The 24,935-nt window shown below is 36.5% G+C and carries 23 protein-coding genes; 5 read left to right on the forward strand and 18 right to left on the reverse strand.

What is annotated here, in order from left to right:
- From PFY09_RS18000 to PFY09_RS18020, 5 genes are all read left to right on the forward strand, one after another.
- Positions 1 to 4,797, forward strand: coding sequence for a translocation/assembly module TamB (locus tag PFY09_RS18000; RefSeq protein ID WP_271160602.1), 4,797 nt, complete (start codon positions 1 to 3; stop codon positions 4,795 to 4,797).
- Between the two features lie 134 nt (positions 4,798 to 4,931).
- Positions 4,932 to 5,402: an Lrp/AsnC family transcriptional regulator gene (locus tag PFY09_RS18005; RefSeq protein ID WP_029298841.1), complete on the forward strand. Its 471-nt coding sequence runs from the start codon at positions 4,932 to 4,934 to the stop codon at positions 5,400 to 5,402.
- A 67-nt stretch (positions 5,403 to 5,469) separates the two neighbouring features.
- Positions 5,470 to 5,847, forward strand: coding sequence for a hypothetical protein (locus tag PFY09_RS18010; protein WP_076392620.1), 378 nt, complete (start codon positions 5,470 to 5,472; stop codon positions 5,845 to 5,847).
- Between the two features lie 160 nt (positions 5,848 to 6,007).
- Positions 6,008 to 6,535, forward strand: coding sequence for a TetR/AcrR family transcriptional regulator (locus PFY09_RS18015; protein WP_271160603.1), 528 nt, complete (start codon positions 6,008 to 6,010; stop codon positions 6,533 to 6,535).
- 2 nt (positions 6,536 to 6,537) lie between these two features.
- Positions 6,538 to 6,951 (forward strand): nuclear transport factor 2 family protein, encoded by a 414-nt coding sequence (locus PFY09_RS18020; RefSeq protein ID WP_268053155.1) that lies wholly within the window; start codon positions 6,538 to 6,540, stop codon positions 6,949 to 6,951.
- Between the two features lie 213 nt (positions 6,952 to 7,164).
- Here the strand turns inward: PFY09_RS18020 and PFY09_RS18025 are convergent, their stop codons facing one another.
- The 18 genes from PFY09_RS18025 to PFY09_RS18110 form a co-directional block, all read right to left on the reverse strand.
- Positions 7,165 to 8,112: a transketolase family protein gene (locus tag PFY09_RS18025; protein ID WP_087707565.1), complete on the reverse strand. Its 948-nt coding sequence runs from the start codon at positions 8,110 to 8,112 to the stop codon at positions 7,165 to 7,167.
- 86 nt (positions 8,113 to 8,198) lie between these two features.
- Entirely contained in the window at positions 8,199 to 9,050 is an 852-nt protein-coding gene (locus PFY09_RS18030; protein WP_271160604.1) for a transketolase, read from the reverse strand.
- Positions 9,051 to 9,127: 77 nt separating this feature from the next.
- Positions 9,128 to 9,649 carry a hypothetical protein gene (locus tag PFY09_RS18035; protein WP_271160605.1) on the reverse strand — a complete coding sequence of 174 codons (522 nt, stop codon included), beginning with the start codon at positions 9,647 to 9,649 and terminating at the stop codon, positions 9,128 to 9,130.
- 42 nt (positions 9,650 to 9,691) lie between these two features.
- Positions 9,692 to 11,251, reverse strand: coding sequence for a sodium:solute symporter (locus tag PFY09_RS18040; RefSeq protein WP_271160606.1), 1,560 nt, complete (start codon positions 11,249 to 11,251; stop codon positions 9,692 to 9,694).
- A 153-nt stretch (positions 11,252 to 11,404) separates the two neighbouring features.
- Positions 11,405 to 11,704 carry a GNAT family N-acetyltransferase gene (locus PFY09_RS18045; RefSeq protein WP_175608849.1) on the reverse strand — a complete coding sequence of 100 codons (300 nt, stop codon included), beginning with the start codon at positions 11,702 to 11,704 and terminating at the stop codon, positions 11,405 to 11,407.
- A gap of 1 nt (position 11,705) precedes the next feature.
- Entirely contained in the window at positions 11,706 to 12,104 is a 399-nt protein-coding gene (locus PFY09_RS18050) for an OsmC family protein (RefSeq protein ID WP_087707571.1), read from the reverse strand.
- Positions 12,104 to 12,322, reverse strand: a complete 219-nt coding sequence (locus tag PFY09_RS18055; RefSeq protein ID WP_076395681.1) for a (4Fe-4S)-binding protein — start codon at positions 12,320 to 12,322, stop codon at positions 12,104 to 12,106. The genes PFY09_RS18050 and PFY09_RS18055 overlap by 1 nt, the downstream gene beginning before the upstream one ends.
- 1 nt (position 12,323) lies before the next feature.
- The gene (locus tag PFY09_RS18060; RefSeq protein WP_271160607.1) at positions 12,324 to 12,902 is read right to left on the reverse strand and encodes a TMEM175 family protein; all 579 of its coding nucleotides are present in this window, start codon (positions 12,900 to 12,902) and stop codon (positions 12,324 to 12,326) included.
- The gene (locus tag PFY09_RS18065) at positions 12,902 to 13,435 is read right to left on the reverse strand and encodes an NADPH-dependent FMN reductase (protein WP_271160608.1); all 534 of its coding nucleotides are present in this window, start codon (positions 13,433 to 13,435) and stop codon (positions 12,902 to 12,904) included. Before PFY09_RS18065 ends, PFY09_RS18060 begins: the two co-directional genes overlap by 1 nt.
- Before the next feature lie 22 nt (positions 13,436 to 13,457).
- Complete coding sequence (locus PFY09_RS18070; protein ID WP_076395687.1) at positions 13,458 to 14,360, reverse strand: pirin family protein; 903 nt, start codon at positions 14,358 to 14,360, stop codon at positions 13,458 to 13,460.
- A gap of 75 nt (positions 14,361 to 14,435) precedes the next feature.
- Positions 14,436 to 15,020: a hypothetical protein gene (locus PFY09_RS18075; RefSeq protein WP_271160609.1), complete on the reverse strand. Its 585-nt coding sequence runs from the start codon at positions 15,018 to 15,020 to the stop codon at positions 14,436 to 14,438.
- A 113-nt stretch (positions 15,021 to 15,133) separates the two neighbouring features.
- Positions 15,134 to 16,009, reverse strand: coding sequence for a pirin family protein (locus PFY09_RS18080; protein WP_271160610.1), 876 nt, complete (start codon positions 16,007 to 16,009; stop codon positions 15,134 to 15,136).
- 442 nt (positions 16,010 to 16,451) lie between these two features.
- The gene (locus tag PFY09_RS18085; RefSeq protein ID WP_271160611.1) at positions 16,452 to 17,858 is read right to left on the reverse strand and encodes an MFS transporter; all 1,407 of its coding nucleotides are present in this window, start codon (positions 17,856 to 17,858) and stop codon (positions 16,452 to 16,454) included.
- Between the two features lie 343 nt (positions 17,859 to 18,201).
- Positions 18,202 to 19,014: a hypothetical protein gene (locus PFY09_RS18090; RefSeq protein WP_271160612.1), complete on the reverse strand. Its 813-nt coding sequence runs from the start codon at positions 19,012 to 19,014 to the stop codon at positions 18,202 to 18,204.
- Positions 19,015 to 19,286: 272 nt separating this feature from the next.
- Positions 19,287 to 20,960: an asparagine synthase B gene (gene asnB / locus PFY09_RS18095; protein ID WP_271160613.1), complete on the reverse strand. Its 1,674-nt coding sequence runs from the start codon at positions 20,958 to 20,960 to the stop codon at positions 19,287 to 19,289.
- Positions 20,961 to 21,283: 323 nt separating this feature from the next.
- Positions 21,284 to 22,948: a GLPGLI family protein gene (locus PFY09_RS18100; RefSeq protein WP_271160614.1), complete on the reverse strand. Its 1,665-nt coding sequence runs from the start codon at positions 22,946 to 22,948 to the stop codon at positions 21,284 to 21,286.
- Positions 22,949 to 23,272: 324 nt separating this feature from the next.
- Entirely contained in the window at positions 23,273 to 24,478 is a 1,206-nt protein-coding gene (locus PFY09_RS18105; protein WP_076395703.1) for an RsmB/NOP family class I SAM-dependent RNA methyltransferase, read from the reverse strand.
- 69 nt (positions 24,479 to 24,547) lie between these two features.
- Complete coding sequence (locus PFY09_RS18110) at positions 24,548 to 24,880, reverse strand: hypothetical protein (protein ID WP_271160615.1); 333 nt, start codon at positions 24,878 to 24,880, stop codon at positions 24,548 to 24,550.
- Positions 24,881 to 24,935: the final 55 nt, after the last annotated feature.

Below are 24,935 nucleotides of genomic sequence, written 5' to 3' on the forward strand. Positions count from 1 at the left end.
ATGGCAAAGTTAGAGAATAATAACGAGAATGAGAACAAAAAATCAGTAGCTGGTAACTTAGGTAATCAGGTACAGAAAGCTGTTGAGAATGCGGAAGGTGTTGTAAAAGAAACAGTTAAGGAAGCGTCTGAACTTGCTTCAGATGCAATTAATCATCCCATTGAGACGGCTGAAGAATTTGGAAAACAGGCGGTAAAAGACGTTACGAGTTATTCCTGGTGGGCAAAACTTTTACTGATTCTCTTCTGGCTTGGCTTGGCTTTGGTGGCAGCCATTTTTGTAATTATTAATCTTCCTTCCACAAAACAATGGGCGGCAGATCAGGCGTTACAAATTGTTAATCGCGACTTTAAAGCACAGATGTCAACAGAAAGTGTTGAGGTTAATTTTTTCGGAAATGTAAAAATCAAAGGTTTAAAAATCAAAGATTATAAAGGATATGATTTTATCCAGTCCAAAGAATTTATTGCCAATTCCAACTGGCTTTCTTTAGCCTCCAATATTACTAAAAACAATTCTTTAAGCTTCAATTCCCTTACTTTAAAAAATGCGGATGTAAAAGTGATTACGTACAAAGGCGACAGCATTTCAAACTTTATCCGTTTTACACAACTATTCGACAGCGGTAAAAAAAGAGATCCCAATAAACCTCCGTTTCAGCTCGATTCCCGATTGCAGATTCTGGATTCTAAAGTTTCCATCGTTAATCTGAATTCTCCGGGTGAAAAAGGAAAATGGTTAACCGCAACCAACTTTAATCTGATTGCCCCGAATGTAAAAGTAAACGGAAGAAATATTTCAGGATCAATCAATAATATGTCTTTCACCACAACAAGATGGGGGAAATCTCATTTTGTGGATACTTTTTCAACGGAGCTCTCCATGACGCCGGAATATCTTTTTCTGAAAGATCTTACTTTAAACACGGATCACTCGCTTTTACAGGGAGATATTAAATTCAACCTTCATGATGACGGTTCGTGGGCAGATTTTGCAGACAAAGTAAAATGGGACATGAACCTAAAATTGGGAAGCCAGTTAAGCGGTTACGATATCAGTTATTTTGTAACGAACTGGGATAACTTTAAACCTTTCAATGTTTCAGGGAAAATGACAGGTCCGTTGAATGATTTTAAGCTGGATAATTTTCTCATCCGAAATCCTGATGTGAATATTGCCACCAAAAAAATGAAGGTGAATAAACTGCTGAAAGGTAATTTTTTAATCGAAACCAATGATCTTTCAGCAGATTTTACGTATAAGGATCTGAAAGCGATGATGCCTTCATTTGTCGCTAAAAAAATGAAAAACTTTGCGGATGATTTCGGAAAATTAAAATACAACGGAACTGCAAGTGTAAATCCGAACCGTGTCTACGTTTCCAACGGAAATCTGATGACGGGAATCGGGCAGGCAAAAATCACGAATTTTTCTTTAACGGAATACAGCTCTCCGATGCCGAAATATGCCGGAATAGCTGAAGTGAAGGATCTTAATACTTCCGTGATTACAAAAAACAAATCGGTAGGATTAATTTCTGGGAAGTTCAATATCAACGGACAGAGTTTCGATGTGAATACGATGAAACTGACGACGAAATCACAGATTTCGAGCATTGAAATTATGAATAAGGAGATCAATAATCTGTATCTCGACGGATTATTGGATCATAAAAAATACAACGGACTCATCACTGTGAATGATGAACAGGCAAAAGCAACCATAAAAGGATTAATTGATTTCAGCACTTCAAGAATTTCGATGAATGTAAATGCTGATGTTAATTATCTGAATATGAATTACTTTACCAATAAACCCGGAAACCAGATTGTAAGCGGTAAGGTAAATGGTAAAATGGCAATGTCATCCATCAACGATTTAACACTGGATGTGGAAGCCAGCGGAATTAATTTTGCAACGGCAACTCAAAAATATTCCATTCCGAATGCAAAAGTGAAGACTTTTGTTGAAAACGGAGGACGTGTGATTGACGTGGATGCTCCGGGAGCTGTTAACGGAAAAATCTCAGGAAGATATAATTTAGGAGATCTTGCCGGAATGGTAGAAAACGGACTCAATAAAATTCTTGTGGGTCCTGCACCGAGAAAAATGTACAGAGGACAGACTTTTGCCATGAATTTTGATGTGCAGCAAGGTTTGGTAAGCTATTTTTTACCGGATCTTAAAATTCCGCAGGGTGCAAAAGTAGAAGGGCAGTACGACGGAAATTCCAATAACCTGATTCTGAATGTAGATGCGGCTTCACTGAAATATATCATGACGAAAACTCAGGAGATCACAGAAGCGGACAAAGCTCTGGCTGCTGCAAATCCTGATTATAAAATCAACGAAAGGGATAATATTACCAGAGACAGCGCGATGGTAGACAGCGTTATGGTAAGAATTAATACGGCAAATCTCAATGAGCAGATTTATGCTAAAATCAACAGGGTTCTGTACAATAAAAATGTTCTTAAAGATATTACCTTAAGCGGAAGGAACGAGAACAATACCATTCTTCATCTGGCAACGAAATTTAAGCACGGAAGTCCGGAAGATGAGCTGGATGATAATCTTAAAGAATATGCCATCAACGTTAACCAGTCAACCAACGCAGGAGGAGATTTTGTGTTCAGGTTCGAGCCTACTGAGGTGAAGTTTAATGACGTAACGTGGGCAATAGATACCAGTCCGGAACTCAATCATTCCATTACCTACCGTAAAAAAGAGGGCGATTTTGATATTCAGAATCTCAGGATTTTTTCAGACAACAGTGCATTGTTTATTAAAGATGCCCAGTTTAAATCTGCAAAGGATTTTTATGTAGATGCGGAAGTAGATAATTTTGCCATCGAAAAACTGCTGGATATGCAGGGCGGAGGAAACTCTATGAACATTAAAGGTCTTGCAAACGGAAGTGTGAAAATTAAAATGGATAAAAACACGCTGCAGCCTTTGGTGGATATGACGATTGATGATATCATGATGAACGGAAATGATATGGGGGATATTATAATTTCTGCAACCAACAGTTATTCTCTGAATGTCTACGACGTCGATGTAAAAGTAAATTCCGCAGGAATTATCGGAAACAACAGCCTTCACGTAACCGGAACGGTGAACAATAATACTGCTTCTCCAACCATTGATCTTACTGCAGAAATGCGTGATTTTGATGTAGCTTTTGCCCAGCAGTTTGTAACCTCGGTTTTTGGAAATCTGAGAGGAAAAGCAACCGGAGATCTTAAAATTTCAGGAAAATTCAGCAATCTGGATTACAGCGGCGATATTGCGCTTAAAGGATTCGGACTGAAACTTTTGTTTACTGGAGTCGATTATTCTTTTGATGATACTGTAATTCCCTTAACCAAAGGTTTGGCGATTCTTAACAGCGTTGAGGTTCATGACGGAAGGACGAATTCGAAGGGAAATATTTCCGGTGCGATTCAGTTTGAGACACTCTCTTCGATGGGAGTCAACCTCGTGATGAGAGCCGATAATTTACTTATGCTGAATACTACCCAGAAAGATCTGGATTTGTTCTGGGGAAGAGTTTACGGGCAGGGCGATCTTTACGTTGACGGACCTGTTTCCGGTTTGAGTATTTCTACACCGAATATGAAAGCCTTAAACGGAAGTACTTTTACATTCAATTCAGGTTCCACTTCCAATGTTGAGGAATTTAAAATGCTGAGATTTCTGAAAGAAGGAAAAGACGGATTGGTAACTTTAGACGAAAAGAAAAAATCCGGAGCCAATATGAATCTTGATTTTGCTCTGGATGTTGATAAGGGAACTACCGTAAATGTTTTAATTGGCGACGATGTAGGAAATATCATGGTAAAAGGAGCAGCGGAAAAACTTCGTTTCCAGATGAGCCGACAGGGAAATATTGCCATGAACGGAGCCTATAAAGTAGACAACGGAACTTTTGTTTCTAAAGCTATTCTTAATAAAACCTTCCAGATCGAGAAGGGAAGCAGCATCCGATGGGACGGAGATGCAATGAAACCTGCTTTAGATATTACAGCAAATTATACAAGAGTGGTTTCCAATGCCGGAGAATATCTTAATATGGGAAGTCTTCAGCCGATCAGTATTCTGCTTCAGGCAAATATTACCCAATCGCTTATTGATCCTAAAATAGATCTTAATGTAACCGCTTTGGATGTTTCCAGTCAGATTAAAGAAACTTTGGCAGCGAAGATGAGTCAGGAAGGTGAAAAAGTACTTCAGTTCGGGTCTGTATTGTTGTTGAGTACCTTCAATGTTTCTGAGACTGGAGGAGTGAATGTAAATGTGGGAGATGTTGCGCAGACGCAGGGATATAATTTATTGCTGAAACAATTGGGTTCTGTGTTAAATGCCATGAGCAGCGAGTTCCAGATCGACCTGAATTATGTAAAAGGAGACCAGTATTCCAACATTGGAGACAGAGCGAATGCTGGTGTAAGTTTTGCACTTTCACCAAGAGTAAAAGTAAAAACAGGATTGGGAATTCCGTTAACAAAAACCGAAAATACAGACGTTAATTATCTTTCCGGAGAAGGAACGATAGAATATGATATTTCTAAGAAAAATGACGGAAGTCTCTTATTAAGAGGGTATTCCAAGCCTTCCAATATCGGAATGGTGAACGGAGCCGGATCGAACGGAACTGCAAATCAGGCTTACGGAGCGGGGATTGTTTGGTCTAAGAGTTTTAATTCTATATTCAAAAAGAAGAAAAAAGATAAAAAACAAACGGCTGAGCAAACGCAAATAAAAACAGATTCTGTAAAATCAGGGAGTAAATAATCAGAATATTTTAATGATTTTTGTCATATGTGTTAATTATTGTTAATCTTTGTTATAATTTTTTTTGTTAAATTATTTTTTATAAATTTGCAAAAAATATGTAGATTTTTTAAAGAAATTGTAATTTAACTAATATGAACTATCAACTGGACGAAATAGACAAGAAAATTCTTGATTTCTTAGTAGAGAACACAAGAATGCCTTTTACAGAAATTGCTAAGCAGATGGATGTTTCTGCGGGTACAATTCACGTAAGAGTGAAAAAGATGGAGGATGCAGGTATTATTTTGGGATCATCTCTTAATATAGATTACGGAAAGTTAGACTATCACTTCACCGCTTTTATCGGAATCTTACTAACCAAATCTAACAGAACTCAGGAAGTTCTGAAAGAATTATCTACTATTCCAAACGTAATTGAAGCTAGCGTGATTTCAGGAAAATATAATATTTTCTGCAAAGTAAGAGCTAAGAATACAGACGACGCAAAGAGAATCATCTATCAAATCGATGATATTCAGGATGTAATGAGAACAGAAAGTATGATTTCTATGGAAGAATACTTAAGTGATAAAAACAGACTGATTAACGCGATCTCTGTATAATCAAATTTTAAACGAATTATATAAAAGAACTTATGAAATCTCTCATAAGTTCTTTATTTTTGAAGTTATGGAAGAATACAGCTATTTTGATGAAGATCCGAAGAAAGGGTGGGGTTTCATCCTTGCTTTTGCAGCATTGCTCTTGTTTACGATTATGGGATTCGGGATCGATCTTGATGAATATTTGCAGCATGAAACCCTGAATATTCCCGCTTGGTATGCTTACACTGTTTTCGCGATTGATGCTTTAATGGTGGTAAGTCTTGTCCTGATGTTTTTTTACAGAAAAATAGGCATCTTTGCCTTTCCTGCCTTACTGGTTCTGCATTTCTTTATGCACAACTATTACCTGTCTACTTTCCTTTACACCGACGTTACGAATCTTTTCCTTTTTACAGGTTTCGGAATGTTGGCGATTATTCCGAAATGGAAGTTTTTTAGGTAATTTAACAATATAATAAATTGAGAGCGGGCTTTGTCCGCTTTTTTATGGATGTAAAAGACTTCTTTTTTGTGATAGATAAATCTTTATCATCGTTATAGACAGAATGGTCTGTCTGTTTTTGAAATTTTGTATTACCTTTGACTTATAAAAAAACAAAAGAATGGTATCACCTAAAGAAAGAATCATAGAAACTACGTTTGAACTGTTTGCTAAGCAAGGATATAATTCCACGGGAATAAATCAGATCATTGCCGAAGCAAAAGTGGCAAAGGCAAGTTTTTATCAGTATTTTAAATCGAAAGAAGATTTGTGTGTAGAATTTCTGAACGTAAGACATGATTATTGGTTTGATGAGCTCAACAAATTTGTATCAGGCGAAAAAGATGTAAAATCAAAACTGATCGCTTCTTTTGACTTTTTAGTAGAAATGAATCGGAAAGAAAATTTCAGAGGATGCAGTTTTCTTAATATTTTATCTGAGATACCGACGGATAGCCTAAAAATACTGTCTGTTATACAAAGTCATAAACAGGATTTGAGAGATCATTTTTCATCATTACTGGAAGATGCAGATCTTTCTGATCATGTCTATTTGCTTTTTGAAAGCTCAATTGTCGAAAGTCAGGTTTTCAGATCAAATGAATTAATAGAAAAATCAAAAAAAATAGTTAACAATCTAATACATTAAAAATGGAACAGAAACACCCACTTCCACCGTTCACTTTAGAGACAGCCCTTGAAAAAATTCAGCTTGCAGAAGATGCATGGAACAGTCAGGATCCTGAAAGAGTTTCCAAAGCCTACACTTTAGACAGTGAATGGAGAAACAGAGATCAATTTGTAAATGGCAGAGAAGAAATTGTAAAATTCCTCAGCAGCAAATGGCAGAAAGAATTTAATTATAAGCTGAAAAAAGAATATTGGGCGCATGCAGATAACCGTATTGCTGTACGTTTCGAGTATGAATATCAGAATAAAGAAGGAAACTGGTTCCGGGCTTACGGAAACGAAAACTGGGAATTTGACGAAAATGGTTTGATGAGAAAAAGATTTGCAAGCATTAATGATTTAGCGATAAAAGAAGAAGATAGAAAGCTAAAATAATTTTCTTGGAATTTTGCAAGAAGTAAGGTTCTTTAAATTTTGACTCTGCTTTTAAGGTAAGAAAATAAGATTTTACTCAATCAGTTTTATTGAAGATGAAAATCCTTGTGCCTTAAAATGTATGGATTACGAAAAGGCTTCGCTCCCTTGCGAAGATGTTAACAAACGAAAAAGCACCCTTTTTGGATGCTTTTTTATTTATTTTTAAAAGAATTATTTATCTAAAATTCTCTTCACTGCTTCTTTCACGGCAGTAGAATCAATTTTATATTTCTTCATCAATTCAGCAGGCGTTGCAGATTCTCCGAAAGTATCGTTTACTGCTACAAATTCCTGTCTTGTCGGTCTTTTTCTTGCCAACATTCCCGCAACAGATTCTCCCAGACCACCGATGTAGTTGTGTTCTTCAGCCGTTACGATTTTTCCTGTCTTTTCAACAGATTTTAAGATGATTTCTTCGTCCAAAGGTTTAATCGTGTGGATATTGATCACTTCACAAGAAATACCTTCTTTTTCAAGCTCATCTGCAGCAAGCAAAGATTCCCAAACCAAATGTCCCGTTGCAACAATTGTTACATCCGTTCCTTCCTGAAGCATAATTCCTTTTCCGATCTCGAAAGGCATATCTTCCGGAATGAAAACAGGAACTACAGGTCTTCCGAATCTTAAATAAACAGGACCTTCAAAATCAGCAATCGCTAAAGTAGCCGCTTTTGTCTGGTTGTAATCACAAGGATTAATCACCGTCATTCCCGGAAGCATTTTCATCATTCCGATGTCTTCAAGAACCTGGTGTGTTGCACCGTCTTCACCCAAAGTAAGACCCGCGTGAGAAGCACAGATTTTTACATTTTTATTGGAGTACGCAATCGACTGACGAATCTGATCGTAAACTCTTGAAGTAGAAAAGTTAGCGAAAGTTCCCGTAAAAGGAATTTTTCCTGTAATGCTGAGACCGGCTGCAAGACCCATCATATTCGCTTCCGCAATACCTACCTGAAAAAATCTTTCAGGAGCCTTTTCAATGAATTTTTCCATCTTCAAAGAACCGATAAGGTCTGCACAAAGCGCCACAACATTAGGATTTTTATCTGCAAGTTCAGCCAATCCGGCTCCGAATCCTGAACGTGTATCTTTTTTTTCTGTATATGTAAATTTCATGAGGATTTTAAATTTTAATAATTGATTAATGATGGATGATAATTGATGTAAAAATATAATTCATCAATCATCAGTAATCATTCATATTAATAGTCAGCCGGAGCCTCTAAGTATAACTGTTTGAATGCTGTTTCCAGTTGCTCATCATTCGGAGCTTTTCCGTGCCAAGCATGAGTTCCCATCATATAATCTACACCATAACCCATCTCTGTATGAAGAATAATGGCTACCGGTTTTTCTTTTCCGGTTTCCGTTTTTGCTTTTTCAAGAATGGCAATTACCGCCTCAAGGTCGTTACCGTTTTTCTCTTCCAGAACTGTCCATCCGAAAGCTTCCAGTTTTGCATGAAGATTTCCTAAAGAAAGTACGTTATCTGTACTTCCGTCGATCTGTTGTCCGTTATAATCGATGGTAGAAATAATATTGTCTACTTTTTTGGCTGCTGCGTACATAAATGCTTCCCAAACCTGACCTTCCTGCAATTCGCCATCGCCGTGAAGAGAGTAAACCAAAGAGCTGTCTCCGTCCAGTTTTTTACCCTGAGCTACGCCCAAAGCTACAGAAAGTCCCTGTCCTAAAGAACCTGAAGCCACTCTTACGCCCGGAAGACCTTCGTGAGTAGTCGGGTGTCCCTGTAATCTTGAATCTAATTTTCTGAATGTACTAAGCTCCTGAACCGGAAAAAATCCGAATCTTGCCAAAGTAGAATAGAATACCGGAGAAATATGTCCGTTAGAAAGATAGAAATGATCTTCATTTTTACCTTCCATCTTGAAAGGAAGATGGTAGTTCATTACCTTTCCGTAAAGGGCTGTGAAATATTCAGTACAGCCTAAACTTCCTCCCGGGTGACCGGAATTTACAGCATGAACCATTCTTAAAATGTCTCTTCTGATTTGTGTAGTAAGAGATTTTAACTCTTCAATACTTTTACTCATTATATAAGATTTATTTGTATGCGAATTTACAATTTTTTAATGGCTTACGGAAATATGAAAGATTCACGTTTTTAAATCTAAAAATTGCTCAGTCTGTAAAAAATCCAGATACTTAACAAAGAATATGATACCAGATTAGCAATGATAATTCCTTTAAAAATTTTACTTTTTTCAACGTGGATCAATACTTTATTCCTTCTGACTGAAGAATATTCCATAAAGATTGACATGAGATAAGTTATCAGAATACTTATCGCTAAATCAAAAATGATTTCAGAGGTGATTTTTGAATGTACAGGGGATTTTACATTTCCAAAAATAATATCCAAGACGGGAAAATAATCATAGCTATCTAAATAACTAAATAATGAAATACCTAAACCTAATCTGATGATACCCTGAATCATAAAACCTCCAAGAGTCGAAAATATATTCATGATAAAGACATCATGCCAGATTAATTTAAAGCTGGTTTTAAATAAAAATGAAAAAATCAAAGACTCTATAATTACAACGAAGGCAAAGGAAACAAGAATATACCACCATTCATAAAAAAATAATGGTAAAACCGCATTCAGAATAGAAAAATGAATTTTCATGATTAAGCAGAGAACATCAGCTTAGAACAATTGTTCATTATTCTAAACAATCTTCAGATAAGATTTATGTCTTACGATCCACAGTCCAATGAAAGTTAATAACCCGTTCAGAACAATTAATTCTACCCCGATTCTGTAATCCGTATACGTTGTTACCAGATAATTGATAATGTAAGTTGCAACCGGAGCTAAAATCGTTACCGCCAAAATTGAATATTTCCTTGAAATCTGAAACTTTGTGAAAATTCCGAAGGCAAAAAGTCCTAAAAGCGGTCCGTAAGTATATCCTGCAATCTCCATGATGAGGTAAACAATCGATTTGTCATTCAAAGCTTTAAAGACCATAATCAAAATAAAGAAAATGATCGTAAACGTTAAATGAACCTTCATACGAAGTTGTTTTTTCTCTTTCTCCGTTTTGTTTTTATCTTCATTGAGATTTAAAAGATCTACGCAATACGAACTCGTAACGGCAGTTAAAGCGCCATCCGCAGAAGGAAATAATGCCGAAATTAATCCGATAATGAAGATAACGGAAATGATCATAGGGAAATGTCCCTGAAGCGATAAAGCGGGAAACAGGTCGTCTCCCATGATATTTTTAATGTTACCCGCAGAGTCTTTGAACCCGAAAATATTGGTAACGGTTTCTCCGTCTATTTTTCCATATTCTGCGCCGTTCTGCAAAGCAAAAAGATAAAGAAGACCTCCTAAAAACAGGAATGCCAGATTCACAAAAAGCAGTGTTCCTGCGAAAGTGAGCATATTTTTCTTTGAATTTTTAAGATTATCCACAGAGATATTTTTCTGCATCATTTCCTGATCTAATCCTGTCATCGCAATCGTAATGAAAATTCCCCCTAAAATCGTTTTCAGGAAAAATGTTTTAGAATTCGGATCAAAATTGATGAAGTGGGTATAATTTTTCTGTTCTAAAATCGTATATGCTTCGCCTAATGATAAATTTAAATGGGATAAAATATAAACGATACACGCAATCAGACTGATAATCATGAATGAAGTCTGCAAAGTATCGGTAATCACAATTGTTTTTACACCGCCTTCAAACGTGTATAAAAGCACCATTAACAGCAGAACTAAAGCGGTAACCCAGAAAGGAACGCCTAAACCTTCCAGAAGGAAAATCTGAAGAACGTTGACCACTAAATATAACCTTGCCGTTGCCCCAATTGCCCTTGAAATAATAAAAAATATTGACCCGATCTTATGCGCTTCGACATTGAATCTTTTGCCTAAATACGTATAAATCGAGGTGAGGTTCATTTTGTAATACAGCGGAAGAAGAATTGCGGCAACAATAAAATATCCGATGAAAAAGCCGATCACCATCATATAATATTCGAATCCACCGTAGATGTATTCAGTTCCCGTCATTTTTCCGACTGTTCCGGGAACGGAAATAAATGTTACTCCGCTTAAGCTGGTTCCGATCATTCCGAAAGCGACAAGCCACCATTTACTTTTTTTATTCCCGATAAAAAACGACTGATTATCAGAATTTCGGCTTGTAAAATAAGAAATAACCAAAAGTCCGATGAAATAGACAAAAACAAACAGCAAAAGAACAGTTCCGGAATTCATGCTTTAATTTAAATTTTAGCAAATATAGTTTTTTTCTGTTCTGCCTAAAAAGAAAAAACCTTCAGGATATATTTCCGGAAGGTTTTATATGTAATGTTGAAGTTAAGGCTGAGAACTCAGAAGCTCAAACTTAATCTCAACCTTAGCTTAAAACTAAGCCTGTGTCTTATTTACCAGAACATCCTGAAGTTCTTCATGCTTCTGGAAAGTAGCCTTGGCAAAAGGACAAAGCGGAATAATTGTTTTTCCGTTCTTTCTTGCAAAATCTACTGCCGCAAGAAGCATTTCTTTCCCAACGCCTTTTCCGTTGTATGCTTCTTCAACTTCGGTGTGATCGATGATGAATCTTTCTTCTCCAGCCCAGGTGTACGTCATTAAACCTGCATGGTTTCCGTCTATGAATGCTTCAAAATTTCCGTGTTTCGGGTCGTTGGTTTGTTTTACTTCAATCATATTATGAAAATTTGGTTAGTATTTCTATATCGTTTGTAAGAATCTTATGAATCGGACACGCATCCGCTATGGCGTGAAGTCTTTTCAGTTGTTCATCATCAAGATTTGTGCCTTCAAAACTGATGTCTCTTTTGAAAATGGCTCTTTTCGTTAAAGGAAAATTTTCCAGTTCCACTTCAACGTTTATTTTTTCGACGTTCCATTCTTTTCGGTCGATGTACATTCTTAAGGTTGCTGCTGTGCAGCTTGCGAGGGAAGTGGCAAGAATTTCAAAAGGATTAAAACCTTTATTTCCGCCGCCTTTGTCTACAGGTTCATCTGTAATCAGCGTGTTTTCTCCCGCAACAACTTCGGTGTAGTATTTTTCTGTTCCCAGACTTGCTTTTACTGTGATTGCCATTATTTTTTGGTATTGAATTGATAACTCAGTGCTCCTGAAGGACACAGGTCGATTTGGTTTTTAAGTTCTTCTGCGGTTGCATTTTCAGGTTTCAGCCACGGTCTTTCTTTCGGGTTATACACTTTCGGAAGTGTTTTTACACAAACGGCGGCGTGGATGCACTTTTTGGGTTGCCAGAGCACGGTAATCTCTCCGTTTACATATTCGTGTGTTTCCATATCAATTTTCGTTTAAAGTTTTTTCTATTCGTCTGTCCGGAATCAGCCAGAGCAAAGCAACCGTATAATATAGTGCTACTGCAATATAGGGATAAATAAATGAAACAATAATTCCTGAAACATAAAGCACTATGGATGCATTTTCCTTAAAGCGGGAAGCAATGGCCTGTTTCAGCTTAGAGCTTTCCCCTTCGGATTTTATGATCGCATTTTCCAGAATCGTATAGGCAATCGCACAAAGTACCAGTCCGAATCCGTAAGTGGCTACCGGATTTTTGGCAAAATGTGTTTCTCCGATCCATTCCGTTGCAAAAGGCATTAAGGAAAGCCAGAACAGCAGATGAAGGTTTGCCCAAAGAACTTTTCCGTTTACTTTTTTCACTGTCTGAAAAAGGTGATGATGATTGTTCCAGTAAATTCCTACATACAGAAAGCTGAAAATATACGCCAGAAATTTAGGAATAAGCGGTTTAAGGCTTTGCCAGTCATTTCCTTCCGGAACTTTCAGTTCCAGTACCATAATCGTGATGATGATCGCAAGGACCCCGTCACTGAAGGCTTCTAATCTTCCTTTGGTCATTATTTGCGGATCGTATTTTTGAAATTTTCCACTTTACTGTTCAGCTCTTTCAGCATTTCAGGGTTGATGACACCGCTTTCCAGATCAAAATTTTCATAAAATTTAGGAAGCGAGAAAGTTTCTTTGATATCCGCTCCGAAATTCGGGAAAAATATTTTTGCCGTATTCATCACATTTCCGCCGCCGTAACCTCCCGGAGAAGTAGACATCAGAAACATCGGCTTGTCCTGAAAAACCTTCACGTTGATTCTTGAAGCCCAGTCGAAAACGTTTTTAAAAGCCGCACTGTAAGATCTGTTGTGTTCCGCAAGCGAACAAATAATCACATCACATTCTTCTATCGCTTTCAGAAAATGGTGTGCTTCTTCCGGAAAACCTTTCTTTTCACGGTCTACGGAAAAAACAGGCATATCAAAATCATTCAGATCAATCAGATTGATTTCTTCATTCTTAAAATCTTTTAGAACGAATTTTACAAGTTCCCTGTTGATGGAAGTGGAAGACGTACTTCCTGCAAATGCTAATATTTTCATCATGTATGATTTAAAAATTGAATTACGGTTTTCTGTTTAAAATAGCTTTCGGAAGTGGGACATATTCATTTTCATCTCCAGGAACCAAAGGAAAAGCATCGTGGTTCTGGTCGTGCCAATTCACTTTTGCCTGATCGATCAGTTCTTTTTCGGAATTTACAAAATTCCAGAATATAAACCGCTCTTCTTCAAATGGTTCGCCACCGAAAAGATAAACCGTTCCGTTTTCGCTCATGTCAAATTCGCAGAGTTGGGTGTTTTTGGCTATCATCAGTTGTTTAGATCCGTAAGAATTTCCGTCAGTAGAAACAGTCCCGTCCAGAACGTACATAGCCGCTTCTCCATAAAGATCTTTTCCTATGCTGATCTTTTTTGCTTCTTTGGTTTTAATTTCAATAAAAAACAGCTTACTGTGAACAGGAACCGGCGATTTTTTCCCAAAAGCTTCCCCTGCAATTAATTTATACTGAATTCCGTCTTCTTCCCAAACCGGAATTTCATCTGCTTCAATGTGGTGAAATGTGGGTTCAGACTGTTCCAGATGTTTCGGAAGTCCCACCCAGATCTGGAATCCGTGAAGTCTTTTATCAGAATGTCTCAGATATTCCGGAGTTCTTTCAGAGTGTACCACACCTTTTCCGGCAGTCATCCAGTTTACGGCTCCCGGTTTTATTTCCAGAGCACTTCCGATGCTGTCTCTGTGAAAAATAGATCCTTCCAGAAGATATGTTAATGTTGAAAGCCCGATGTGCGGATGTGGTGGAACATCAAGATTCTGATAATCTTTTAAGTCGGATGGTCCCATATGATCGATAAAAACGAAAGGTCCGACTGCTCTTTTTTCACGGAAAGGCAATAATCTTCCGACCAGAAAGTTTCCGATGTCCGCAGATTTTTCTTCTATAATAAGTCCGATGTTTGACATGATGTGCGTGATTTATTTGTATTAAATTTTTGTTTTACTTTGAATCCTTACATGAGGACTTTTGAGGTTGAATGTTTATAGATTCCCATAAACTACGATTTCTTCTGCGAATCTCAGTTTGGAATTGAACCATTTAATCAGATTCCGTAAAAATAATTCTTCATCCGCTGTTTCAACAGGTAATCTTGCGATCTGATTTACAATTTTTCTCATCGTTTCATTTTTATATCGGTTATGACTTGTGATGTCAAACGTTTCAGAATCGGCAGCTTTAAAAATGTCAATTACATAATCGAAATCTTTAGATTGAATGAAGATCCCCTTGTCTGTTGGGATGTAATATTTTTCCAGACTGCTGTTTTCAGCCCATAATATAAATCCTATTTTATGAATTTGCTGATCTGGTGTTGCTGTAAAATATAAGAGTTTTTCCTGAATTTTTTTCATGGCTTTCTCTTCATCATGCTTACAGATATGGTAATATTTTTTTGCAGTTTTATCATCACATTCAGTTAATCTGCATATCGTATTAATTTTGTTGCGATGAAATTCCTGTATACTTAATTCTACATCATTATTGTTTTTCTTCAGGAGTTTTTGGGCTGAATGTAAAGGAATGTTTATTCTGTTTCTCAGTTCTTTAATCGTATTAGTTTCCATGTTTTATTTAATGGCTTGAAATAATTAGTAAATTATCCGGATATTTTCCGAACCATCATCTAAATATATAAAATTAATAAAAAGAACAGCTTGATGATGATTTTTAATTAAAATTAATCTGCAAGATAACCGAATCTCCCTAAATTGAAATCTTCAAAAGCCTGCATAATTTCTTCTCTGGAATTCATCACAAATGGGCCATGAGGAAAGATAGGCTCATTTAAAGGCATTCCGCTGATGATTAAAACGATTGAGTCTTCTTTTGCTTCTATAGTGAAATCTTCTCCTTCATTTTGAAACAGAACGAGATGATTGAGTGGCGCTTTTTCTTCATTATTAATGACAATACTTCCTTCAATCACCAATGTAGCAGTATTGAAATTTTCGGGAAAGGTGAATGCAGCTTTTCCACCATTTTTCAGTTTTGCATTCATCATATGAACCGGACTGAAGGTAAAAGCGGGACCTTTCTGATTTTGATATTCTCCGGCAATCACTTCAATATGTCCGTTTTCTCCAAGATCCACTTTCGTCATATCCGAATTTTTAATTGCCTGATATTTCGGACAGCTCATTTTATAAACCGACGGAAGATTTACCCAAAGCTGAACCATCTGGAAAATTCCGCCATCTTTTGCCCATTCTTTTTCGTGATATTCTTTGTGAAGAACACCTTTTGCGGCAGTCATCCACTGTACATCGCCCTCACCGATAATTCCGCCACCTCCTGCGCTGTCATGATGCTGCACTTTTCCTTTATAGGCTATGGTTACAGTCTCAAAACCTCGGTGCGGATGAACGCCCACTCCGCGAGGCTGATCTGTTCCGTTAAAGTGAAATTTTGAATTGTAATCGAGCATAATGAACGGATCCATTCTTTTCATATCCATTCCCTGAACGCCCGGAATAAAATTATGAACCCTAAAACCGTCGCCCACAAAATGCGCAGGTTTCGGAGATACTATTTTTTCTATTTTTTTAGTTGCCATAATATGGTTGTATTATGAAGCAAAGGTATCTTAAGCAAAAATCCTGTACATTGATCTGTGTTAATAAGGGGGATTGATTGATGATTGATTATTGATTATTGATTATTGATTATTGATGATTGCGCTGAGCGGATGTTTTCAGTTTTTTATTTGGGATTTAAAAAATTCCCCTCCTTTGGAGGGGTGGCGAAAATTTCGGAGAAATTTTTGACGGGGTGGTTCCAGAACTAAAGCTGAAATTTCCCCTTGAATAAAATGTTCTCCACAATTTCATAGCTTATTGAGCGGCATGTCTGAACTCTTTTTTGGGATTCGGCGGCTGCGAAGCAGCCGCCGAATCCCAAAAAAGCGAGTAGCGAAAGCTGCAAAAAGCTCCTGAAATAAATGAACAATTGATTTTTTCTTTGCCTAAATTAGGAAATCGACAAACCGGTTTGTTTTATCAATCCTCCTTCGATTTCATATTCTTCCCATCCGAAATATGAAGCCTGCGGAAAATAAATCCGGAGATGATCGTTAGAATTCCGACAGTAAGAAAAGTAAATCGGAAAGCGTTGTGGATTTCTCCGTGAATAAGATCGGTATTTTCAAAAATTTTAAGCACAATTAATCCGAAAGCAATTCCGAATCCGATGGCAAGCTGCTGATTGACGGATATAAGTGAATTTCCGCTGCTGGTCTGAAAATTTCGCAGATCCGCAATAGAAATGGTATTCATGGAGGTAAACTGAATGGAATTAAAGAATCCCAAAATGGAAATAATAGGAATAAACCAATACAATGAGGTGTTGATATCGGGAATTGCCAGAAGACAGATCAGCGTTCCGATAATAAAAGTATTCGTCATTAAAGTCTGTCGGTAACCAAAACGGTCTAAGATTTTTATCACATACGATTTCCCGAACATTGCGGTTAAAGCCATCGGAGCGATGATCCAGCCGGAAGTTACTGCCGATTGTTTATACGCAATCTGAATCATTAACGGTAAAAGCAACGGAACAGAGCTGATTCCTAATCTGGTGGCAAGATTTCCGACAATTCCGACTCTGAAAGTTCTTACCTGAAATAAATTTAAAGGAAAGATAGGGCTTTCATCACGTTTGGCGTGTTTGTAATAGTAGTAGAGACAAAGAAATCCTAGAATGAAAATGACCAGAACCGGTGTTGTATTCTGTATATCTCCGAAAAGTTCCAAAGCAATGGAAAGCAGGAGAGAGGCTGCTGCAAAGATCAAAAATCCTTTCAGATCAAAATCAACGTCTTTGGATGTGTAGTTGGGCATGAACTTTATACCTAAAACAATTCCCAGAATTCCGATCGGGATGTTAATTAAAAAAATCCAGTGCCACGAAAGATAATCTACCATATAACCTCCCACCAAAGGACCGAGAACGGGACCGATCAGTGCAGGAATAATGGCAAAGTTCATCGCCTTTAATAATTCACTTTTATCGAAAGTTTTAATTAAAGCTAATTTTCCGACAGGCGTCATCAAACTTCCTCCAATACCCTGAATAACACGGGAAATAACGAGCTGTGTAAGATTTTGAGACATGGCACAAAACAGAGATCCCAAACTGAAAAGAATCAGGGAAAATATAAATACTTTTTTGGTTCCGAAACGGTCTGCCAGAAATCCGCTTGCCGGCATAAAAACGGCTAATGTAAGTACATAACTGATGATGGCGTTCTGCATATTCAGCGGAGATTCCTGAAGATCTTTTGCGATGGAAGGCAGGGAAGTATTCAGAATAGTGGAATCCAGCATCTGCATGAAGATAGCCGTTGCAAGAATCAGCGGCAGAATTTTTTTAATCGAATTTTGAGGCTGCGAAAGTGTTTCTGACATGTATTTTTACTGGAAAAGCTTCCAGATTTGTTTGGTTCAAAAAAAATGAGAATGTAATTTTCAGAGCAATTTTTATTCCTTTTAATAAAGACACGATGTTAATCGATGGATTAAGCTGTTATTTCCACGAAGGAAAAATCTATTTGCTGCAATATTTTTCCTGATACTCCTTAACTGTTAGCTATTTTAAGTTTTTGATGATGTTATCAATAACGACATTTATAATATTCTATTTTCTTAAATTTTACGATCAATTGTGAATATTCGTGCAAAAATTTGTGCCATTTGTATTAAAAAATATTCCAATAAAAAAGTCCTGCGAAACTTCACAGGACTTTTTAATTTATTTTCTTGGTTTTTCAACCCCTTTCCATTCTTCGTAAGCTTTTCTGTACTGGCTTAATTCGAAAGTTTTGAAATCTTTTGTTTTGTATTCGATGTTATCTGTGTTTTGCTCAAACGGCATGATGTAGTAGAAATCTGCATCTGTTCTGTCCGTTTTTGTCCCTTTTTTCACAGAAGGAACATATTTTGAGAATTTATAGCTTGGAAGATACTGTTTCACTCTCGCATAGAACGCTTTATTTTCTTTCTCTTCAGGAATAATGTCTACGATATTGAAATCTTCTTTTTCTTTATTGATCCAAAGATAATACGTCTTATCTTCTCCAGTATTTCTGTTGTTGGAGTTGAAAGCATAAAGCTCTTTCGGAACCAGTTCCTTAATTTTTTCTGCATCAACTTTTGTATAATACTGTCCTTTAGAAGGATCTACATACGTTTCCAGATTGTACATTAAAACAGAATTGTTATCCAGATTTTTGTTTTTGAAATACTGGTTTAAGGATAATTCTGCGGTTTCTCTAAGTTCTTTACCTCTTGCATCCAGTTTTTTAGTCGGATTCTGAGGATTCACTTTTTTTACAAATTCATATAAAACTTTCGGTTTTATATCTTTAAGGTGAGGATACGTTTTCAGCTGTTCCGCTTTTACCAGCCAGTAATATTGTTGGTAGAAGTCGTCTTTATCGCCATCTTTCACACTTTTATACACCATTGCCAGTTTTTTGGAGCTAAGATATTTACCATATTTTCCCTGTCCGAAAGCAAAAGTCATGGATAATAAAGCAAATAAGATAGTAATGTTTCTTCTCATTTTTTTATAATTGATATTTTCGTTTTCCAAATATAATTATTTATTAGATAATATATTTGATTAACGGTTAAATTCTGACAATATTATTAAGGTAAATGCAAAAGAAAATCCTGTATTGCTACAGGATTGATAAATTTTTATGTAAAGTTTAGATTTTTAGAGTTCAGGATTTCGTTTCAGAATGCTCATCTTCTATTTGTTAACCAAAAATAGGGAAGAATAAAAAAAATCTCACAAACTCAAAAAACGCTCACATTCTCATACTCCTGAATCTATTCTCCGTAAGAAGTTTCATGCACTTTTACCGCTCTTCCGCTCGGATCGTTCATGTTTTTGAATGCTTCATCCCATTCCAGCGCAATCGGCGTAGAACAGGCAACGGAAGGAACCGAAGGAACTGTTGCGGCCGCAGTTTCACTTGGGAAATGTTCTTCAAAAATTGTTCTGTAACGGTATTCTTCCTTGTTTTGAGGTGTATTTAAAGGAAATCTGAATTTTGCATTTGCCATCATTTCGTCCGTTACTTCTTTTTCAGCAACCGCTTTTAAAGTATCGATCCATGAATAACCGACTCCATCCGAAAACTGCTCTTTCTGTCTCCAGACAATAGATTCCGGAAGAATATCTTCGAAAGCTTTTCTCAGAACCCACTTTTCAATTTTTCCTTCGGCAGCATTTACCATTTTATCTTTTGGATTCACAGTCATGGCAATATCCATAAATTCTTTGTCTAAGAAAGGAACACGTCCTTCAATTCCCCAACTCATCAACGCTTTGTTGGCTCTTAAACAATCGTACAGGTGAAGTTTTCCTAATTTTCTTACGGTTTCATCATGGAATTCTTTCGCATTCGGAGCTTTATGGAAGTATAAATAACCACCGAACAGTTCATCAGAACCTTCTCCCGAAAGCACCATTTTAATTCCCATCGATTTAATCACTCTTGCCAAAAGATACATCGGAGTAGAAGCTCTTACCGTCGTTACGTCATACGTTTCCAGATGATAAATAACATCACGAACTGCATCCAGACCTTCCTGAACGGTAAAATTAACTTCATGGTGAACCGAACCGATGTGTTCTGCTGCTTTCTGAGCTGCTGCCAAATCCGGCGATCCTACCAAACCGACTGCAAAACTGTGCAATCTCGGATACCACGCTTCCTGTGTATCTCCGCTTTCCACTCTCTGTCTTGCAAATTTTGCCGTTATCGCAGAAATTACGGAAGAATCTAATCCGCCTGAAAGCAAAACTCCGTAAGGAACGTCGCTCATCAATTGTCTGTGAACCGCATCTTCCAGTCCTTTTCTTAATTTCTCAATATCCGTTTCGTTATCTTTTACGGCATCAAAACTTTCCCAGTCTCTTTTATACCATTGCTGAAGCTCGCTTCCGTCTTTGCTGTACACCAAATGTCCCGGTAAAAAAGTCTCAATGGTTTTGCAGACTCCTTCCAGCGCTTTCAGTTCTGAGGCAACGTAATAGTTTCCGTTTTTATCCCAACCGTGATATAGAGGACAGATTCCCATGTGATCGCGTGCAATGAGATACACATCATTTTCTGTGTCATATAAAGAAAAGGCAAAAATTCCGTTTAATTTTTCAACAAAATCTTTTCCGTATTTTTGATATAAAGCTAAAATAACCTCACAGTCTGACTGTGTCTGAAATTCATAATCAGGAAATTCTTCTTTCAGTTCTCTGTGATTGTAGATTTCACCGTTCACGGCAAGAACTATTTTTCCGTCTTTGGTAAATAACGGCTGTTTTCCGGAGGTAGGATCCACGATAGCAAGTCTTTCATGAGAGAAAACCACTTTGTCATTCTGGAACACTCCGCTCCAGTCCGGACCACGGTGACGAATTTTTTTAGACATTTCAAGAACCTGAGGTCTTAATATTTCGGTTTTTTGTTTGGCGTTAAACAAACATACAATTCCACACATTTTTTTTTCATTTAATTTGAAACAAAAGTAGAATAGTGGTTTAAAAATAACAACAAAAAAATTAAATAAGTTGATATTTTTAATTAATTAATTTAAAATGAAGTAAAAATTTAATTATTTTAAATTGAAAATATGATTTTAGTTGATTTTTTTAACTCAGATCTCTAATTTATTCATTACATACGAAATTATTATGAGATATTTCTTAATGTATGGTAATTTATTCTACAAATTTTAACCCTTACTTTGTGGCTCGAAATAATTTTTTTTCATCATTTGTGTTTTTACCTTCTTGCAATTCAGTTTGCGAGAAGGTTTTGTTTTTATTCGGAACCTAACAGAACTCCTGAAACGTTCCACGAACTGAAGCTCGTTCCTTCAGTTGGGCCCTGCGGAATTTTTACCTGAATGGTATGTTTTCCGGCTTTTAAATCTCCAAGTTGTATGAAATTTGGATTGGTAACGGTTCCGGGACACCAGTTCGATCTGCTGAGATCGGATGATGAAAGCCCGTCCGGAAAATTTCCTGAAGCCGGATTATAAAGACGATAAGATCCGCAGTCGGTTCTCCACGGCACAAAAGAATAGGTCATTTTTCCGTCTAAAAAGATCGAGTTGGCTTTCGGTACAAATTCATCGCCGTTTTCCCAGCCTCCATGACCGGTAGTTGTATATTTCAACTGGGCATTTTTCAGATCCTTTTTTAAAGTAAACTCTACAAACAGTCCTTTATCATTATTAAACATGGTAGAATAGTCCTGTCCCGCCGTTTCCATGATGTTTAAAGTGTTGAATAAAGGAATAACCGTATTGTTTTTATAGATTGTCTGATCGCTTTTGTGGATGGTGATTTCCAAACTGACTTTATGACCGCCTTTATCGTAATTTCCGATGAATGTTCCGATCCATAATTCCTTTTCAGAAAGGGAAGGCTTAAGGTCTGTGATGTCTTCACGGTACGGACTGATGGTCTGCCAGTTTTTATCTTTTAACTGAATATGATTGAACTTATTGATCCCGAACGCCGTGAAAAATCTCATCATTTCTACTGCAGGATTGTAATTTTCCGTTGCTGTAATTCCGTAATATTGTTTTCCGTTTCCGTTTTCATAAACAGGAAGTGTTTTTACGCCTTTTTCCAGTCCGTCGAAAAACGACTGCGATTTGTCCTGCGGTACAAAAAATACGGTTCCGGTTCTGTCGTAAGCGTCGCCCTTGGATTGTTGTTTTAATTCAACAAAAATATTTTCGCCCTCGGAAATTTTAGGGAACTTAATTTTTTTCAGAATAATGGTTCCGTTGGCGAATCTTTTTATGTTTTCGTCAGATTTAGATTCATCTGAAAAATTAAGGGTTTCATGATCAAAAACTTTAAGGGTAGTGAATCTGCTTTTCCACAAAAGATCTCTGTAACCTAACTGATCGGTTGAATTAATTGATCCTTTCAGAATAGCATCAATGTTAGTTTTCTTAACTTTTTTAATCGATTGAGCGGTGATCAGAGAGTTTTTATTTCTTTCAATTTCCAGAACAAATCCCAGATTTTGCCCGATTACAGAAGGTCCTCCCTGAATTTTCAGATCGTTGGTGTACCAGACTTCAATAGTGTTGGAATTGATTTTGGTAACTGCTTTTTTGCAGGTGTAGCCTAAAATTTTCTTGGTTTCATTGGTAAATTCAAAAGTCTGTTTTGCCACAGATTCTTTGTCTGAAGTTGAAATAATTTCGTCAGATTTTAAAAACGCATAAGAAATTACCGTATTCGAAGGTCTTTCAATTTTCGTAATTTCGAAAGGGAAATCTGCTTTTTGTTCTCTTATTTTATTATTCAGGATAAAATTTTCCTTTTCATTTGCCCAGACTAAAGTGGGAGACTGTTCCGTTAAAACTTTTCCGTTGGATGAACTGAGGTACTGTACTTCGTACGTCTGTGCAAAAGATAAACAGCATAAAAAAGTAAAGAAGCTTACTAAAATTCTTAGATGCATAATTTGAAATGGTTTTAGCAAAGATAATTGTTAACTGAATAGATATTATTTAGAAATTCATTTTTATATTGTTAGAAAATAATTGCCTGTAATTTATCTTGTTGGAAATCTTTGAGTTCTTTGCTGAGTGACACGCCTTTGCGAACTTAAAAACAGTTGGTATATAAAAGAATCTTAGCGATCCTTTGCGTTAAAAAGCAGTATGATTAATATCAGATATCAAATTAAAAAGAAGATATAAAGATTTAAAGATTACGAAATATAAATGTAACAAAAAAACTACCCTGAAAAGAGTAGTTTTGTTCATTATATAAAGAATGTTTTTTAAGAAACTCTTTCAATTAAAGCCATATAGAATCCGTCATAGCCTTCACTTGGCATTACTTTTTCGTCTTTAATCATTTTAAAGTTCGGATTGTTTCTGATGAATTCATCAACCTGCAAATTATTTTCAGAAGGTAGAATAGAACACGTTGCGTAAACCATTTTTCCTCCTTTTTTAAGCATTTTAGAATAATCCTGAAGAATCTGCTGCTGTTCAATTTTAATTCTGTCGATAAAAGCCTGATCGATTTTCCATTTGCTGTCCGGATTTCTTTTTAAAACGCCCAAACCTGAACATGGAGCATCGATCAATAATCGGTCTGCTTTTTCATGAAGCCTTTTGATTACTTTATTATCAGAAATCATGCGGGTTTCAATGTTGTGCGCTCCGGCTCTTTTTGCACGTCTTTTCAGTTCGGCAAGTTTCCATTCGAAAATATCCAGTGCGATGATCTGTCCTTTATTCTGCATCAAAGCGGCTAAGTGAAGCGTTTTTCCTCCTGCACCTGCACAAGCATCAACAACTCTCTGTCCTTCCTTTACATCAAGGAAATACCCGATTTTTTGTGATGATGCATCCTGAACTTCAAATAAACCTTCTTTAAAAGCAGTGGTAAGGAAAACATTCTTTTTTTCCTCCAATTGTACTGCATCCGGATAATTTTTAATAGGGTAAGAAACGATGTTTTCATCAGAAAGATCAGAGATAAGCTCTTTCGTTGTTGTTCTCAGAGAATTTGCTCTTAAAACCGTCGGAGCCTGCTCATTCAGGGCATACATTTCTTTTTCCCACTTTTCACCCAGTTCTTTTTCTAAAGTTTCGGCAAGCCATTCCGGAATAGAATGTTCGATTGCTTTCGTAGGAACGGTTCCTTTTTTCAGTTTGGTAAGAATGTCGGCGATTTTTATTCCGTCAAATTCTTCAAATTTTTTATAGTTCGTTTTGCTCCAAAGAAGATAAGCAATGATTAATTTATAAATATTGTTGGGCTTTACACCTTCCCCCATGTAATATTCAAGGCGTTTTTTCCAACGGATGATGTTATAGAAAATCTCAGAAACCACTGCTCTGTCCTGGCTTCCCCATTTTTTATTCGCTTTCAAAAGTCTTTCGATTACTTTATCGGCGTATTTATTTTTTTCGAAAAATGTTTCCTGCAAAGCATCGTGAATTCCGATTGCCAGGTTTCTGTGTATCAATTCCATAAAATTGGGTTCTGCTATTTTGAATCTGCAAAAGTACGAATTTCTGCTGAGAATTTCTGTTTCAAAATTTTAGTCTGTAAATTCAAAATTTTGCTTTGGGCTTTCTCTGTGGTTAGAAAAATAGAAAAACAACTGAATAATAACCAATACAACGATCATCATAAGTTGCGAATTGGCTTTATCTGATCTTTCTTTATTGATTTTCTGATATTTGTAGATCTGGGATTTTGAATATTCTTTGGATTCATTTAAATTTTGAAAACGGTCGACTTGGGAAATTTCTTCATCAACAAATGTCATTGTGTAATTAGGAATTAAGTCAACTTCATTAAATATCTGAACAAATAACCTGAAAAACAGGACTAAAGAAATAAAAATTAAAAATCTACGTGTATATCTCATGTTATTAAATTTTAATTGAAGATATTAAAAAATTAACTTTGCAAAAAATTAAAAA

Origin of the sequence: Chryseobacterium gambrini, assembly GCF_027920505.1 — a bacterium.
In the GTDB taxonomy this organism is placed as follows: Bacteria; Bacteroidota; Bacteroidia; order Flavobacteriales; family Weeksellaceae; genus Chryseobacterium; species Chryseobacterium gambrini.